This is a genomic window from Flavobacterium sp. T50_26 (assembly GCF_057652995.1).
This window is the reverse complement of the sequence record NZ_JBYFCC010000012.1, coordinates 73,827-88,818: the sequence shown is the minus strand read 5'-3', so window position 1 is coordinate 88,818 and position 14,992 is coordinate 73,827. Positions and strand designations below refer to the sequence as shown.

The window sequence follows — 14,992 nt, the reverse complement described above, 5'->3', positions numbered from 1 at the left end:
AGTAATCGACTTTCTAATCTTTATATTTGTAATCGAGATTATAATCACAAGATGAAGATTACAAGATTTATCCTTTTTTTGTTACTACTATTAACTTTTGGATGCACAGATTCCGAGAAGAATAAAAATGTAAAAGATGTTTTTAGGTATAATGAAAGTGCGAACATTGCCACTTTAGATCCTGCATTTTCGAAATCACAAAACATCATTTGGGCTTGTAATCAGCTATTTAACGGCTTGGTTCAGTTGGATGATAGTTTAAAAATTCAACCTGACATTGCTAAGAATTGGACGATTTCGGAAGATGGAAAAACATATCAGTTTGTACTTCGTAACGATGTGTATTTTCACAAGAATCATTTGTTTGGGAAAGATTCCACCCGAACAGTTAAAGCTAGTGATTTTGAATACAGTTTGAAACGTTTAAAAGATGAAAAAATCGCTTCGCCCGGCGGATGGATTTTGCAAAATGTGGAAAATTTTCAAGCGATAAACGATACCATTTTTGAAATAAAATTAGCCAAATCTTTCCCAGCTTTTTTAGGATTATTATCGATGAAATATGCTTCTGTTGTTCCGAAGGAAATAATTGAAAGTCCGAATTACGATTTCAGAACAAAACCCATTGGAACCGGCCCTTTTCAATTTAAATTTTGGGAAGAAAACGTAAAATTAGTGTTACGAAGAAATCCGATTTATTTTGAAAAAGATGAAAACGGAAAGCAATTACCTTATTTAGAAGCCGTTGCCATTACTTTTTTACCCGACAAACAAAGCGGTTTTTTAGAATTTATTCAAGGAAAAATTGATTTTGTTTCCGGTTTGGATCCATCGTATAAAGATGAAATTCTGACGCAAAAAGGAGAATTACAACCAAAATATTCAAATGATGTTAATTTGATTAGCGGTTCGTACCTCAACACCGAATATTTAGGTTTCCGAATGGATGGTTCTGATAAAACGATTTTGGACAAACGCATACGTCAAGCATTGAATTATGGTTTTGATAGAGCTAAAATGATTACGTATCTTCGAAACAATATGGGAATTCCGGCTACAAGTGGAATAATTCCCAGCGGAATGCCAAGTTTTAACAATCAAAAAGGGTATAACTTCGAACCTGAAAAAGCCAAATCGTTGGTAGCTGATTATATCAAAGAAACAGGCATTAAAAAACCAAAAATTGTTTTAAGTACGAATGCAACTTACATTGATATTGGTGAATTTTTGCAACGCGAATGGCAAAAAATCGGTTTAGATGTTGAAATTGATGTGAATCCGCCATCGACATTACGCCAAGCGATTGCGACCGGAAAAGTGACATTTTTTAGAGCGAGTTGGATTGCTGATTATCCCGATGCGGAGAATTATTTATCACTTTTTTACAGTAAAAACTTTGCTCCAAACGGACCAAATTACACGCATTTCTCAAATGCCAAATTTGATTCGTTATATGAAAAAGCCTTTTTAGAAACCGATGATGCTAAGCGATTTGAATTGTATCAGCAAATGGATAAAATCATCATTGAAGAAGCTCCGGTTATTTCGCTTTTTTATGATAAAGTGGCTCGGTTTACGAGGAAAAATGTGGAAGGTTTAGGGATTAATCCGTTGAATTTGTTATCTTTAAAGAAAGTAAAAAAGAAATAGAATGCCAGGAGAAGGTTCAATGTTACATGCTTTAATCAGTTCGAGGAATAATAAACGTAATCGAATTGACAAACTAAAACGTTTGGAAAACACGTCCAACAAAACTTCTGAATTTATTGATCCAATTCAGGCGACACCAGAATTATTGGAATCCATTCGAGTAAAAATGCAAGCGGAACGAAAAGTTGAACGAACAAAATTAATTATTAAAACCATTATTTTTTTGATTTTGCTTTTTAGTATACTTTATATTTTCAATTATAATTGGAAATGGATTGAGGGATTTTTTTATAAGGTAAAATGATGATTTAACCGCAAAGTTCGCTAAGGTTACGCTAAGAACGCTAAAAAAGTTTGATAAATCCTTTGCGAACTTTGCGTAACCTTAGCGAACTTTGCGGTTAAGTTTAAAATTTATTCCTTCCTCCACTTCTTCGTTTCCTCAAACACATGTTCTAAAATCCTCGCATCTTGTTCGGTGAATTCCACATGACGGCGAGACATGACGATTCGAGCTGTTTCAAAGGCTTTTTTAGTGATGTAAGTAGAAAACCCTGCTGCTCCACCCCAACTGAAACTCGGCACAAAATTTCTTGGAAATCCGCTACCGAAAATGTTGGTTGAAACTCCTACGACAGTTCCGGTGTTAAACATAGTGTTGATGCCGCATTTACTGTGATCGCCCATCATGAGTCCGCAAAACTGTAAGCCGGTTTTTTCAAAACCTTCGGTTTCGTAGCTCCACAATTTTACTTCTTCGTAGTTGTTTTTTAAGTTGGAATTGTTTGAATCGGCACCAATATTGCACCATTCGCCTAAAACGGCATTCCCTAAAAAGCCATCGTGTCCTTTGTTGGAATACCCAAAAAGAACCGAGTTATTGACTTCTCCACCAATTCGGCAATGGGGTCCAACAGTGGTTGCTCCGTAAACTTTGGTAGCTAATTTCACTTGTGCTTCTTCGCATAATGCAAATGGTCCGCGAATGACAGAACCTTCCATGATTTCGGAATTGTAGCCGATATAGATTGGGCCTGTTGATGCGTTTAACGTTACAAATTCTAGCTTTGCTCCTTTTTCAATAAAAATATTTTCAGGATTAATGACGTTCACGCTTTTTGGAATAGGTTGTGATGTTCTTCCTTCGGTTAAGAGTTCAAAATCTTCACGGATGGCAGTATCATTTTTGGCAAAAATATCCCATGTATGTTCAATGCGTAAACCTTCTTCGTTATAATCGATGATTTCATACGTATCAAAATCTACTTCTTCTTGCGTATCGTTCGTATAAAAAGCGACCACTTCTTCACCCTTAAAAATGGCTTGATTTTTTTCTAAACTTTTAATCATTTCCACCAAAACTTCATTTGGAAGAAAAGAGGCATTAATCAAAATATTCTCTTCCATTTCCACCATTGGATATTTTTCTGATAAATATTCTTCGGTGATGGTGGTGGTTGTGTAGCCTAAATATTTCTCCCATTTTTCACGAATGGTTAAAATTCCGATACGTATGTCTGCTACCGGACGGGTGAATGTAAAGGGTAAAAGTGCATTTCGAACCGGTCCGTCAAAAAGTATGTAGTTCATTTTGTTTGTATTATTTTTTGAAATTCAAAGTTATAAAAAAGCCCTCACAAAGGAGGGCTTTTTCAAAATTTAGTTTGGTTAGGTATTTTTATTGTTTAATCAACTTGTGTGTTGAAAGTGTTCCTTCGCTGTCTTTTGCTAAAAGAATATACGTTCCTACCGCCAAAGATTGAATTGAAATTGTTTCGTTTACAACAGGAGTTTCAAAAACTTTTCTTCCGTTAAGGTCAAAAATTTCAGCTGAAACGACTTCGGAATTATTTGAAGATTGTAATGTTACGATATCTTTTGAAGGATTTGGAAACACTTTAAAGTTTGTAAAACTGTTGTTGTTTACACTTAATGTTTCACCTTCTACAACCTGTAATGTTTCATTGATGGATGGATTATCAATAGTATCAACTAAACCAGATGGCCATCTAATGATAATTTGATCTATTTCTGCAGCTTGACCGATTCCAAAATGAGCATTTAATGTACTCATAAATTCGAAACCTTCTCCACTTCTAATATCTCTAATTTGTTTTCCCCAAGCACCATAAATCTCAACTCTTGCACCAATTCCGTTGCTATTACTTTGTATTCCTGTTAAATTAACTTTTACCCAATTGTTATCATTTGGGATAGCAAATTTAATTGTTTGACCTGATTGAAAATCTAAGAATCCGTCATTATTTAAATCACCAACAGCAGAAACGCTTAAACCAGGAATAGATACTGGAATAAAAACATTATCTCCCTGATTGAACATAATTTTCCCTGCTCCTCCTAACACATCCACTTTTCCATCGTTATCAAAATCATAAGCTATATTGTCGCGGTTAGTAGAAGAATTTGTGTCCCATCCAGAACCTGCGGTTATGTTAGTAAAAGCTTCATCAATTTCTGTAGATCCGTCTAAATTGTTTCTAAAAAACCGATGACTGCCAGAGCTTGCAGTAATAATAACATCCATATCGCCATCATTATCAAAATCGGCAATTGCAGAAGACCATGTTTGAATTGGTGTAACGTTAATACCAGCTAATGCAGATATGTTTGTATAGATTCCGTCTCCATCATTACGATATAATTCGCATGGCGGACCTGAACATTTTGAAACAAATACATCTGAATCACCATCATTATCAAAATCGGTAAATAAAGTGGCATAGTTTCCTGTTGTTGTTGCAATGTGCATAGAACCAGAAGTTACTGTTGCTTGATAAAACGTTAGATTACCTTCTCCGTCGTTCAAATAATAACAACTTGGAGCAATATCGTGACAAAGAAAAATGTCTAAATTTCCATCGTTATTTAAATCTGAAAAGTTTGTTCTTTGTGAAAAAATATATTCTCCTGGTGTATAAACCGAATAGCCGGCTCCATTGTCTTCTGAAGTTAAGATAGTTGCTCCATTTCCATTACCTAAAACGATATCATTTAAACCGTCTCTATTATAATCTCCTGCGGCTAAACTCCAATTAGGTAACCTAACAGTTCCTGCCAATGGAAAATCTGCTATTGTGAAAACTCCTTGTGTTTCAGTTTGATAATGTACTCTCATATTGGTAGAACCAATTCCAACAATATCATCTAAAAAATCCCCATTCATATCTACAACACAAATATTGTATTGACTATTGATTGTTGAGATGGATTGATTTGTGTATGTGATTGGCGACTCTGGAGTAACCACTTCACCTTCACTAAAATCAAAGTTAAAACCTGAACTACTCCATCTATTATCCCAAGCAATATAGTAAGTTGTTCCTGCTGTTACATTAAAAGTAACTACAGAAGAATAAACTCCACTTGGTGCATCAAGATCATCATTACCGGCATGACAAGTTAATGAATCACAGTTTCCAACATAAACATGTACACGCGTATCTTTTCGCGGAGTATTTTCAGGTATATCTGTAGATATAGTGACAGTATAATTTTCAGTTGGTGTATACACATACCAAATTCCTGCTGGATTTGGATTTGTTACAGGACCATTTGAAGTACAAACCGGATTTGGCACTTCAGTTCCATTTACAGCTTCAACATTATAAAGTCCAAACGTGGAAAGAACAGTCGCTGTTGCACATGTTTCTTGAGCATTTGCTGTTACAGCAAAAATTAAAGAACATAAAATTAATAAAGTAGTTTTTTTCATATTATTTGGTTATTAGTCATTTTATATTAATTGTTTTATATTTTTTTAATCACATGTTGTTAATGAATTGATCCATTCTTCTACAAGTTCTACACCTTCTTGATGAATCATCGCTCTTCCGTGAAGAGGCATTCGATAGGTTTCATCATTAGTATTTAACCTAAAATAAAGCATAGACCGTTCTATGTTGCCTGGAGTTACAAGTTTTGAGAGTCTTGGCTCAAAATCTTGCATATCTTGTGTTTCAACACAAACTCCCATATTAACTAAATTATTATTAGTTTCAGAAAAAGGGAAACGCATAGGTCTATAATCACAATGTCCTGTAGTACTATGACAATGAGCACAATTAACATCAAAATAGGAACGAACACGTTGATCTAACGTTTTACTTTCGTCATTATAATTTACTGTCGTATTTTCCTCTGTTGGCAATGAAAAGTTTTCCAAAATTCCTAATTCAATCCACTTTGTGAGTTGATTTTTAGTTTCAGATCCGTAATTATAAGATTTATTAAGGTTTTGAGGTTTCAAACCAATCGGAATATTTACTTGTCTATAAACTCCATCCACATAGCCTTTAGATTTATGGCAAACAATACATTGTGCTTGATTTGGAATTCTATATTCTACATTTTGCACAACATTATTTTCATCGGTCCACGAAATATCTTTTGTGCTTCCATTCATATCTAAAAAAGCTTCTGTTTGCTCTTCATTCCATACATAATTAGCAAAAATCCATTCACCTTCTTTACGAATCATAAGTCGGGTTTCAATTATCTTTGTTTCGTTTGTTGGGATAACATTATCATAATAAAACGTTTTGATAATTACAGAACCTGTAGGTAATAGAACAATTTTGTTATCACCATCATAACTTGCATTTTGGCCTTTAGGAACCCAAACAAATCTTTTTTTATGTGCATAATCTGAAAACAATGATGAAATTGGTTCATAAGGAATGACATCCAAAGCTGGAGTCTGATTTTTCATTTCTCCATCAAAGAATTTATAATCGGATAACTTTGGATAAGGTACAGTTGTTAAATCTACCACAACAGGCGAAATAGGCTCGTAGTCTGTTATTTTATCATCTTGGGAACAAGAGAAAGTTAATGCAAAAGCAACTGATAAAATAACAACTAAAAGTATATTTTTTTTCATATTAAAGTTTAATCACAAGGTTCAAGCGAATTAATCCATTGCTGAATTAACGCTATTCCTTCCTGATGAATAATCGTTCTACCTAATAAAGGCATCGTTAGAGTGCCTCCATCTGTGTTATTAAGCATCGAATACATTGCCGATCTTTCATGATTTCCGGGAACTACAATTCCGGTTACACCATCAATAGGTTGAATAGTTGGTAAACAAATTCCCAAATTATCCGGAACTGTAGTATCTACAAAACTCAAACGAAGATCTCTGTAATTACATTGACCCAAATCGCTGTGACAGTGAGCACAGTTTACATCTAAGTAAGAACGAACTCTCAAATCCAATGATTGAGATGTGTCATTATAATCTACAACAGATGCAATTGTATTTGGCAAATTACCCGAAAGATAACCCATATCAACCCATTTAGCCAATTGATTTTGCATTCCGGTTTGATAATTATAAATCGTATTCAAATTCTGAGGTTTTATTCCGATTGGAATAGGAGTTGATTCTTGTTTATGACAAGTTAAACACTCAACTTCCGAAGGAATTCTATAATTTGAAACGGTTTGAGAAACTCCATTTTCATTCAACCAAGTTACACTAGTTGTATCTCCTCCCATTTGCAAAAAAGCTTCTGTTTGCTCATCATTCCATACATATTCGGCAAATATCCAACCTCCACTTTTTTTAATCATTAAACGAGTTTCAATAATTCGGGTAGTGTTAGATGGTTGTACATTATTATAGTAAAAATTCTTTATTAAAACAGCTCCAACAGGCAATTCTAAATTATTTTCATCACCATTGTAGGTTGCTGTTGTTCCATCGGGCATCCAAACAAATCTTGCTTTTTTTGCATAGTCTGTAAAAAGTGAACTTGCCGGTTTATATGGTAAAACTCCATAAGATGGATTTTGATTTTTTATATCGCCAACAAAAAATTTGTAATCAGATAATTTTGGATATGGAACTTGTGTTAAATCAACAACTGCAATTGATACAGCCGTAATTGTTACATTAGCTTGATTGGAAACATTTCCTTCTGCATCTTCAACAGTATATTTAATAACTGTTGGATTTCCAATAAAAGTAGTAGATGGAGTAAATGTAATGTTGCCATTTAGAGCATTCACAGTCCAAATTCCTTCGTTGGTAACGTCTAATTTATCTAATGTTCCGTTTGAATCTGTATCAACTCCACCAATAATACTTACTGTGGTTGGAATAACTTCATCTCCGGTTGTATCGTTCTGTAAAACTGGAACTTCAACTGATTCTGCCAAAGGATAGGTTGCAAAATCATCTGTGGCAATAGGTAAAACATCTTCAAGGGGTGTATAATCATCATCATCTGAACAAGATATGATTAAAAAAGTAAAGCTTGAAGTAAATAGTAATAATAAAAAGTATGCGTAATTCTTTTTCATTTTTGTTTTTGGAATTTGCATCCAAAAATAATAAAAAATCAATAAGATTGATAAATAAACTGAAATACTTTTAATAATATACAAGGAAAAAAGGAAAATCAATAAAGTTATATCAATTTAAATTTTTAAAATTAAGAAAAAAAGCCTATTTGAAGAGACTTTATCGCAAAATAGACATATAAACCTGACTACTCGGTTCTTACAATTCTCCGCCTTCTTCTTCTCCTGCTCTTTTTAAAATGGCTTCAGGTAATGCTTTTTTAGCCTTAGCTCCCATTTTTCGTAAACGTTCAACACTACCCACAAGATTTCCTTTGCCTTCTACCAATTTGCCCATCGCATTTCCATATTCAATTTTGGCCTCGTCCATTTTTTTACCAATTTTGATTAAATCGGAAACAAAACCTTCAAATTTATCATATAAAGCTCCGGCTTGACGAGCAATTTCAAGTGCATTTTCTTGTTGCTTTTGATTGGTCCACATACTGTCGATGGTACGCAATGTGGCTAATAAAGTCGTTGGTGTAACGATGATGATATTTCGCTCAAACGCTTTGTTATACAATGAATTATCATCATTTAAAGCAATTGCAAAAGCGGATTCAATCGGTATAAAAAGCAACACAAAATCAGGACTTTCCATTTGATATAAATCGTGGTAATTTTTATCACTCAATTGTTCCACATGGCGTTTGATGGAATTGATATGTTCTTTTAGAAACACTGCTTTTTGCATGTCGTCTTCTTCATTTGCATAACGTTCATAAGCTGTCAACGAAACTTTTGAATCAACAATCATTTTCTTTCCATCAGGCAAACTAATCACTACATCCGGAAAAACACGGCTACCTTCTTCTGTCTGAAAACTTTGTTGCACGTGGTACTCACGACCTTTTTCTAAACCGGATTTTTCGAGAACGCGTTCCAATATTAATTCGCCCCAATTTCCTTGCATTTTACTGTCTCCTTTTAGTGCTTTGGTCAAATTAAGCGTTTCTTTACTCATTTGCTCATTCATTTCTTTCAAACCAACAATTTGCTGACGAAGAGCGGCGTGATAATCGATGCTTTCTTTGTGCGTATCTTCGACTTTCTTTTCAAAATGCTGAATTTTTTCCTGTAATGGCGACAAAATATTTTTTAGATTCTCTTTGTTTTGTTCTGTAAATTTTACTGTTTTTTCTTCGAGAATTTTATTAGCTAAATTTTCAAATTCTTTGGTGAATTTTTCCTGCAATTCTTCCACTTCTTGCTTTTGTTCTTTATTGCGTTGCCAAAGATTTTCAAAATCGGCTTCTTTTTTAGTCAATTGCATCGATAAGGAATCTTTTTCTCGACGAATTTCTTCTTTATCTTTTCTTTCTAATTCTAAATTTTTTTCAAATTGATTTTTTTCCTCTAAAAAAGAAATTTTTAATTGATTAATTTGAGCCAAAAGACCATTCACTCGTTCTTCCAAACTTGATTTTTCTGATTTGGATTGAGCTGTAAAAAGGAGTTTTCCAATATAAATTCCGATGACTAAAGCAAGAATAAATACAATGGTAAAAAGAATAACGTCTGACATTTGGCGATGATTTTTTGAAAAGTAAAAATACGCAAAAGAAAAATGCATATCCAAAGAACTCTTTCAATTTAAATGAAAAAATTTTTATCTTTAACGAAAATAGGTTCACTATGCAAGACAAATCTTTACTCCGAAGTCAGCTTTTTCAACATTTAGACGGATTAGTAACCGCTCCCGTGGCTTATGTATTATGGGAAAAAGGCGTGTTAGATTTTTTACTATCCGAAAAATCAGTTTCATTAAAAGAGTTGGTAATTAAATTCAAATCCAACGAAGGGTATCTCAATGTGGCGATGCGGGTTTTGGCTTCACAAGGTTTTATTGAATTTAATGTGGATAATCATACCAATGAAGTGACTTATTCAATTAATGATAAAAGTAAAATTGCTTTTGATTTATTTCCGTTGTATAAAGATGTAGTGGAATTATCCAAATTTGCCGGAAATTTTCATAATCGGGTTTTTCAGGAAGAACCTTTTTTACGTTTAAAACCGTTGTTTGAAAAATATAAAAACAATTTTGGAATCACTTTTTCGGATGATGAAACAACACTTTCCATTCAAAAACAAGTTTTACGACATATTGAAGGGAATTTGGTGGGTTCAACCTTAGTACGATTGGGAATGAATGGCATGTTTCATAAGTATTTTATGGAAACGAGTTTTAAACCCGAAGAATTTCACAAACAACCGGAACATTTTACGCAAATTCTTAACTTTTTTGTTCATTTAGGATGGTTCACCGAAAAAAACGGATTCTATCAATTCACAGAAAACGGATTATTTTTTGCAAAGAAAGTAGCGGCTTATGGCGTTACGGTTTCCTATTTACCAATGTTTCGAAAAGTAGATGAATTGATTTTTGGCAATCCAAATATCTTGCGAAATGTAGGTTTAGGCGAAGACGAATTGCACGTGGACCGCGAAATGAACGTTTGGGGAAGTGGCGGTGCTCACGCTACTTATTTTAAGGTAATTGATGAAATTATCATTGAACTTTTTAACCGCCCGATTGAAGAACAACCAAAAGGAATTTTGGATATGGGATGCGGAAATGGAGCCTTTATTCAGCATATTTTTGAAGTCATCGACAGGCAAACGTTACGTGGAAGAATGTTGGATGATTATCCCCTATTTTTGGTCGGAGCCGATTATAATCAAGCGGCGTTGAAAGTCACACGAGCCAATTTGATTAATGCCGATATTTGGGCAAAAGTGATTTGGGGAGATATTGGTCAGCCCGATGTATTAGCGAATGATTTAAACGAAAATTACGGTATTCAATTAAATGATTTATTGAATGTTAGAACGTTTTTAGACCACAACCGAATATGGGAAAATCCGAAAACTAAAACACCAAATCGATTGAGTAAATCTACCGGAGCTTTTGCATTTAGAGGTGAACGAATTACCAATAATGATGTAGAAGATAATTTATTGGAACATTTGAAAAAATGGTCTCCTTATGTGGCTAAATACGGTTTACTTTTAATTGAATTACATACTATTTCTCCTGAACTTACAGCACAAAATTTAGGCAAAACAGCTGCTACAGCTTATGATGCTACGCACGGATTTTCAGATCAGTACATTGTTGAAATTGATGTTTTACATAAAATTGCTGCCGAAGCCGGATTACAACCTGATGAAAAATTATTTCATAAATTTCCAAACACGGATTATGCAACGGTGAGTATTAATTTGTTGAAAGGAAAGAACTAAATGATTACAAATTTTCCTTTTAAAACATCAAATTGAATGTGTTCATTTTGGAAAAGAGAAGAAAAAACACCTTTTGAAATTAAATTACACGGATCATCTTGCACCACGTTTTGATTGGTCATCACAATCATTTGATCACTCAATTGAATTGCTAAATCAATATCGTGGGTGGAAAATAAAATACATTTTTGTGTTTCAGCGGTTAATTTTTTCAGAAGTTTAAAGAGTGAAACTTTGTGAAGTAAATCCAAATGCGTTGCAGGTTCATCCAAAACAATCAAAGGTGTGTCTTGTGCTAATGCTCTGGCTATTAAAACCTTTTGTAATTGACCATCACTGATTTCGAAATGCTTTTGATGAATTAGATGATTGATTTCTGTCAAATCGATTGCTTTTTCAATTTTACTTTTATCATCATCAGTTAATTTTCCGAGCCAATTGGTATAAGGTTGTCTTCCCAACGCAATTAATTCGTAAACCGTTAAATTGCTTGGTGGTAATTTTTCGGTTAACACAACACTGATTTGTTGGGCTAAAGCTAAAGGTTCAAACGATTCGATTGATTTTTCGTTTAATAAAACGGTTCCTGAAAGTGGTTTTTGAATGCCGGTTAACGTTCGCAACAACGTTGATTTTCCAATTCCGTTTGCTCCTACTAAACCGATTAATTTTCCTGGCTCCAAACTAATTGCAACGTCTGAAGCTAACGTTTTGGTAGTTGCTTTGGAAGTGTAGCCGATGGAGAGATTTTTGGTTTGGAGAATCATTTTTTTTGAGTTGGTGAGTTGCTGAGATACTGAGTTGCTGGGTTTTATTAAATCATTATTTTTCGTTTTCTAACTAATAGCCAGACCACCACAGGTGCTCCAACCATAGAAGTTATGGCATTAATTGGTAATGTATAATCGCTACCGGGAAGTTGGGCGATACTATCGCAAACTAACATCAAAATGGCTCCGATTAATAAAGTACTCCAAAAAAGAATGAAATGATTACTCGTTTGAAAAAGTAATTTAGCTAAATGCGGAACAGCCAATCCCACAAAGGCGATTGGTCCGGCAAAAGCAGTGATACTTCCGGCTAAAATACTAGTGGCAAAAATGATTATTAAACGTGTTTTTTTGAAATTCAAACCTAAACTTTTGGCATAATTTTCTCCTAATAATAATGCGTTCAATGGTTTGATGCTGAAAATACTCAACACTAATCCCAAACCGCAGCAAATGGCTAAAATTAGGATGGAATTCCAAGGTAAATTAGCCAAACTTCCCATCGACCAAAAGGTGAATTTTTGTAATTCTTGAGCGGTGCTAAAATAACTCAACACACTTACAATGGCACTGGTGAAACTTCCAAACATTAAACCTACAATTAAAATCGCCATTGTGTCACGCAATTTTTGCGAAACCACTAAAACGGCTAATAAAACCAGAAAACTTCCGATGGATGAAGCCAAAACAATTCCGTAATCGGAAACTAAAAAAGAAGGTAAAAAACCCGCTCCCATTATGACAAAGGCAACACCGAGACTCGAACCGGAACTCAATCCCAACACATATGGTCCGGCAAGCGGATTTCTAAATAATGTTTGCATTAACAATCCGGAAATCGATAAGCCCATTCCGACTAAAATGGCTGTGATGGCTTTTGGAAGGCGAAAATTCCATAAAATGATTTCCCAAGAAGTTTTGATTTCGTTTCCGATAATCGAATTAAAAATTTCGGTTGTTGGAATGGAAACTGAACCTAAACTGAGGTTAAGTAGAAATGTTCCGATTAAAGCGAAACTTAAAAAAATGAAAAGTATTTTATGTTTTTGAGTTGGCAATTTTTTAAAACATTTATGGATTAAGTGCAGAAATCAAGAACTGTATAAATCAATATTTTTGAATTAAAACCTCGGTTGGAATTCGCAATTTTTCACTCAGATTTCTAACCATTTCAATCGTTAATTTTCTTTTTTTATTCAAAATCTCACTCACTCGACTATTGAAACCAACAGCTTCAGCCAAATCTTTTTGCTTCATACCGAGTTGATCCATTCTAAATTTAATGGCTTCAATTGGATCCGGCATATCAATTGGGAAATTTTTTGACTCATATTTTTCTATTAAGATTGATAGAATTTCCAGTTCATCTCCTTCTTTTGAATTTGGTTTTGCATCAAAAATTTCTTCTAATCGCTGTAAAGCCATTTGATAATCCTGTTCTGTTTTTATTGGTTTTATGTTCATCGTTATATTTTTGTTGCGTCAATTTTATCATAATCGGCATGTGTTCCTACAAATCGAATCCAAGCCATTTGATAATGAAGATTAAACTTCACAATCAATCTATATTTATTACCTTTAATATTGAAGACTATTCGATTGTCTAATAAAATGCTGGCATTTGGATAATCCTTTTTTAACTCATTCAAATTTTCCCAGTTTGCATTTTCTACCTCCTGAAACCATGTTTTTAAGGCTTGTTCTGAATCGGCATGAATTTCCCAAAATTCACGTAATGTTTTTCTAGATATAATTCGCATGGCGTACAAAATTAACGATTATTTCCCAAATTGGTAACTTTTTACTTCAATTTCTCAAAAAAATACAATTCATACTCAGGTAATAATTCAGGATGAAGAATTTTGATTAAATCTTTTAGCACTAAATCAGGACGATTGGACGCTAATTCATAATAAATTACGCCTCCGGTTTTACCTTTTTTGGAACTGAATGAATAAACATTTTTGTTTTGAACTGCTTTAAAATGCTTGTAGTTTGGATTAGCTTTTTCAAGTTCTTCGAAGGACGTAAATTGTCCGGGACCAATCCAAAAATCGGCATCTTGGGCTTTTTCAAGAACGGTTTCAAACGATAAGGATAAACTACCGGTTCCTTCAGAATCATTCCAAAGATAATTGCCGTTTGCATTATCCAGAAACTGAGCAGCCCAACTTTTTCCTTGTGGCAAATACCATTGATCTTGGTAAATGGCTCCGCTCAAAATTGTTGGCTTTGAAGTGGCTTTTTTGGCTAATTCAATGGCTTCCAAATAGTCTTTTTCGATGGTTTTGAAAACTTGATCTGCCTTTTCTTCCAAGCCGAATAAAACGCCAAACAGTTGAATCCATTCGGCTCGACCGAGCGGATGTTGTTCTGTCCAATCGCCGTTGTAAAGAATTTTTAGTCCGTTTTGTTGCAAATTATCATAGGTTTTCTTTTCACCATCTACGCCAAATCCGATGATTAAGTCGGGTTGCATATCTAGTAAAACTTCAGTGTTTAAACTTTGGTTGGTTCCTATTTCACGGACTTTTCCGGTTTCGATTAAGGTTCTGGTTTTTTCTGAGGAAATGTAATCGGTGTTTGGAAATCCGACTAATTTGTCTTCAACTTCTAGTAATTCTAAGGCAGGAATGTGTGTGGTTGATGTGACTACAATTGATTTTAATGGAACTTGAATGGCGGAATATTTATGTAAACTATCGGGAATTTTGGCTGATTGTTTGTGTAAAATATAGGTGTAATTTTTATCGGCTGTTGGCCAAGGATTGGAAACGGTTACGATTGAAAAATCAGCATATTTTTGAATGGAAAGTCCGCTGGCGTAGCGAATATAATTTTCGGGAGAATGGGTTTCTGTGTTTTTTTTCTCTTTTTGCTGACATGAAATCAAAATAAAAGAAAATATGGAAAGTAAAATGTAGTTTTTCATTAAGTGCTTTTTTGCAAAGGTAACT

Annotated in this window: 13 protein-coding genes; 3 read left to right on the top strand and 10 right to left on the bottom strand. The window is 34.1% G+C overall.

Going from position 1 to position 14,992, the window contains the following annotated elements; genetic code table 11:
- Positions 1-51: 51 nt before the first annotated feature.
- Positions 52-1,650: an ABC transporter substrate-binding protein gene (locus AC23MC_RS09100; protein ID WP_487568053.1), complete on the top strand. Its 1,599-nt coding sequence runs from the start codon at positions 52-54 to the stop codon at positions 1,648-1,650.
- A gap of 1 nt (position 1,651) precedes the next feature.
- The gene (locus AC23MC_RS09095; RefSeq protein ID WP_487568052.1) at positions 1,652-1,954 is read left to right on the top strand and encodes a hypothetical protein; all 303 of its coding nucleotides are present in this window, start codon (positions 1,652-1,654) and stop codon (positions 1,952-1,954) included.
- A gap of 110 nt (positions 1,955-2,064) precedes the next feature.
- Here AC23MC_RS09095 and AC23MC_RS09090 read toward each other — a convergent pair whose 3' ends face one another.
- From AC23MC_RS09090 to AC23MC_RS09070, 5 genes are all read right to left on the bottom strand, one after another.
- Complete coding sequence (locus AC23MC_RS09090; protein WP_487568051.1) at positions 2,065-3,240, bottom strand: GlmU family protein; 1,176 nt, start codon at positions 3,238-3,240, stop codon at positions 2,065-2,067.
- 88 nt (positions 3,241-3,328) lie between these two features.
- Positions 3,329-5,383: an FG-GAP-like repeat-containing protein gene (locus tag AC23MC_RS09085; RefSeq protein WP_487568050.1), complete on the bottom strand. Its 2,055-nt coding sequence runs from the start codon at positions 5,381-5,383 to the stop codon at positions 3,329-3,331.
- Positions 5,384-5,428: 45 nt separating this feature from the next.
- A complete protein-coding gene (locus tag AC23MC_RS09080; protein WP_487568049.1) occupies positions 5,429-6,550 on the bottom strand; it encodes a hypothetical protein in 1,122 nt (373 codons plus the stop codon).
- An 8-nt stretch (positions 6,551-6,558) separates the two neighbouring features.
- Positions 6,559-7,977, bottom strand: a complete 1,419-nt coding sequence (locus AC23MC_RS09075) for an Ig-like domain-containing protein (RefSeq protein WP_487568048.1) — start codon at positions 7,975-7,977, stop codon at positions 6,559-6,561.
- A 199-nt stretch (positions 7,978-8,176) separates the two neighbouring features.
- Positions 8,177-9,544: a DNA recombination protein RmuC gene (locus AC23MC_RS09070; RefSeq protein WP_487568047.1), complete on the bottom strand. Its 1,368-nt coding sequence runs from the start codon at positions 9,542-9,544 to the stop codon at positions 8,177-8,179.
- 110 nt (positions 9,545-9,654) lie between these two features.
- On the opposite strand from AC23MC_RS09070, the gene AC23MC_RS09065 reads away from it, so the two are divergent.
- Entirely contained in the window at positions 9,655-11,265 is a 1,611-nt protein-coding gene (locus tag AC23MC_RS09065; RefSeq protein ID WP_487568046.1) for a class I SAM-dependent methyltransferase, read from the top strand.
- Here AC23MC_RS09065 and AC23MC_RS09060 read toward each other — a convergent pair.
- Genes AC23MC_RS09060 through AC23MC_RS09040 form a run of 5 tightly spaced genes read right to left on the bottom strand, consistent with a single transcriptional unit; the run spans position 11,262 to position 14,967 of the window.
- Positions 11,262-12,032: an ABC transporter ATP-binding protein gene (locus tag AC23MC_RS09060; RefSeq protein ID WP_487568045.1), complete on the bottom strand. Its 771-nt coding sequence runs from the start codon at positions 12,030-12,032 to the stop codon at positions 11,262-11,264. The two genes, AC23MC_RS09065 and AC23MC_RS09060, sit on opposite strands and share 4 nt — an antisense overlap.
- Positions 12,033-12,079: 47 nt before the next feature.
- On the bottom strand, positions 12,080-13,093 hold the full coding sequence (locus AC23MC_RS09055) for an iron chelate uptake ABC transporter family permease subunit (protein WP_487568044.1): 1,014 nt from the start codon (positions 13,091-13,093) through the stop codon (positions 12,080-12,082).
- Between the two features lie 49 nt (positions 13,094-13,142).
- Positions 13,143-13,499, bottom strand: a complete 357-nt coding sequence (locus tag AC23MC_RS09050) for a helix-turn-helix domain-containing protein (RefSeq protein WP_487568043.1) — start codon at positions 13,497-13,499, stop codon at positions 13,143-13,145.
- 2 nt (positions 13,500-13,501) lie between these two features.
- Positions 13,502-13,795 carry a type II toxin-antitoxin system HigB family toxin gene (locus AC23MC_RS09045; RefSeq protein WP_487568042.1) on the bottom strand — a complete coding sequence of 98 codons (294 nt, stop codon included), beginning with the start codon at positions 13,793-13,795 and terminating at the stop codon, positions 13,502-13,504.
- A gap of 41 nt (positions 13,796-13,836) precedes the next feature.
- Positions 13,837-14,967: an ABC transporter substrate-binding protein gene (locus AC23MC_RS09040; protein WP_487568041.1), complete on the bottom strand. Its 1,131-nt coding sequence runs from the start codon at positions 14,965-14,967 to the stop codon at positions 13,837-13,839.
- Positions 14,968-14,992: the final 25 nt, after the last annotated feature.

What these genes read in the sequence shown, in the direction of transcription:
- AC23MC_RS09065 (WP_487568046.1), top strand. Translation starts at nt 9,655, where the DNA reads ATGCAAGACAAATCTTTACTCCGAAGTCAGCTTTTTCAACATTTAGAC.
- AC23MC_RS09090 (WP_487568051.1), bottom strand. Translation starts at nt 3,240, where the DNA reads ATGAACTACATACTTTTTGACGGACCGGTTCGAAATGCACTTTTACCC.
- AC23MC_RS09075 (WP_487568048.1), bottom strand. Translation starts at nt 7,977, where the DNA reads ATGAAAAAGAATTACGCATACTTTTTATTATTACTATTTACTTCAAGC.
- AC23MC_RS09080 (WP_487568049.1), bottom strand. Translation starts at nt 6,550, where the DNA reads ATGAAAAAAAATATACTTTTAGTTGTTATTTTATCAGTTGCTTTTGCA.
- AC23MC_RS09100 (WP_487568053.1), top strand. Translation starts at nt 52, where the DNA reads ATGAAGATTACAAGATTTATCCTTTTTTTGTTACTACTATTAACTTTT.
- AC23MC_RS09095 (WP_487568052.1), top strand. Translation starts at nt 1,652, where the DNA reads ATGCCAGGAGAAGGTTCAATGTTACATGCTTTAATCAGTTCGAGGAAT.
- AC23MC_RS09050 (WP_487568043.1), bottom strand. Translation starts at nt 13,499, where the DNA reads ATGAACATAAAACCAATAAAAACAGAACAGGATTATCAAATGGCTTTA.
- AC23MC_RS09070 (WP_487568047.1), bottom strand. Translation starts at nt 9,544, where the DNA reads ATGTCAGACGTTATTCTTTTTACCATTGTATTTATTCTTGCTTTAGTC.
- AC23MC_RS09045 (WP_487568042.1), bottom strand. Translation starts at nt 13,795, where the DNA reads ATGCGAATTATATCTAGAAAAACATTACGTGAATTTTGGGAAATTCAT.
- AC23MC_RS09085 (WP_487568050.1), bottom strand. Translation starts at nt 5,383, where the DNA reads ATGAAAAAAACTACTTTATTAATTTTATGTTCTTTAATTTTTGCTGTA.
- AC23MC_RS09060 (WP_487568045.1), bottom strand. Translation starts at nt 12,032, where the DNA reads ATGATTCTCCAAACCAAAAATCTCTCCATCGGCTACACTTCCAAAGCA.
- AC23MC_RS09040 (WP_487568041.1), bottom strand. Translation starts at nt 14,967, where the DNA reads ATGAAAAACTACATTTTACTTTCCATATTTTCTTTTATTTTGATTTCA.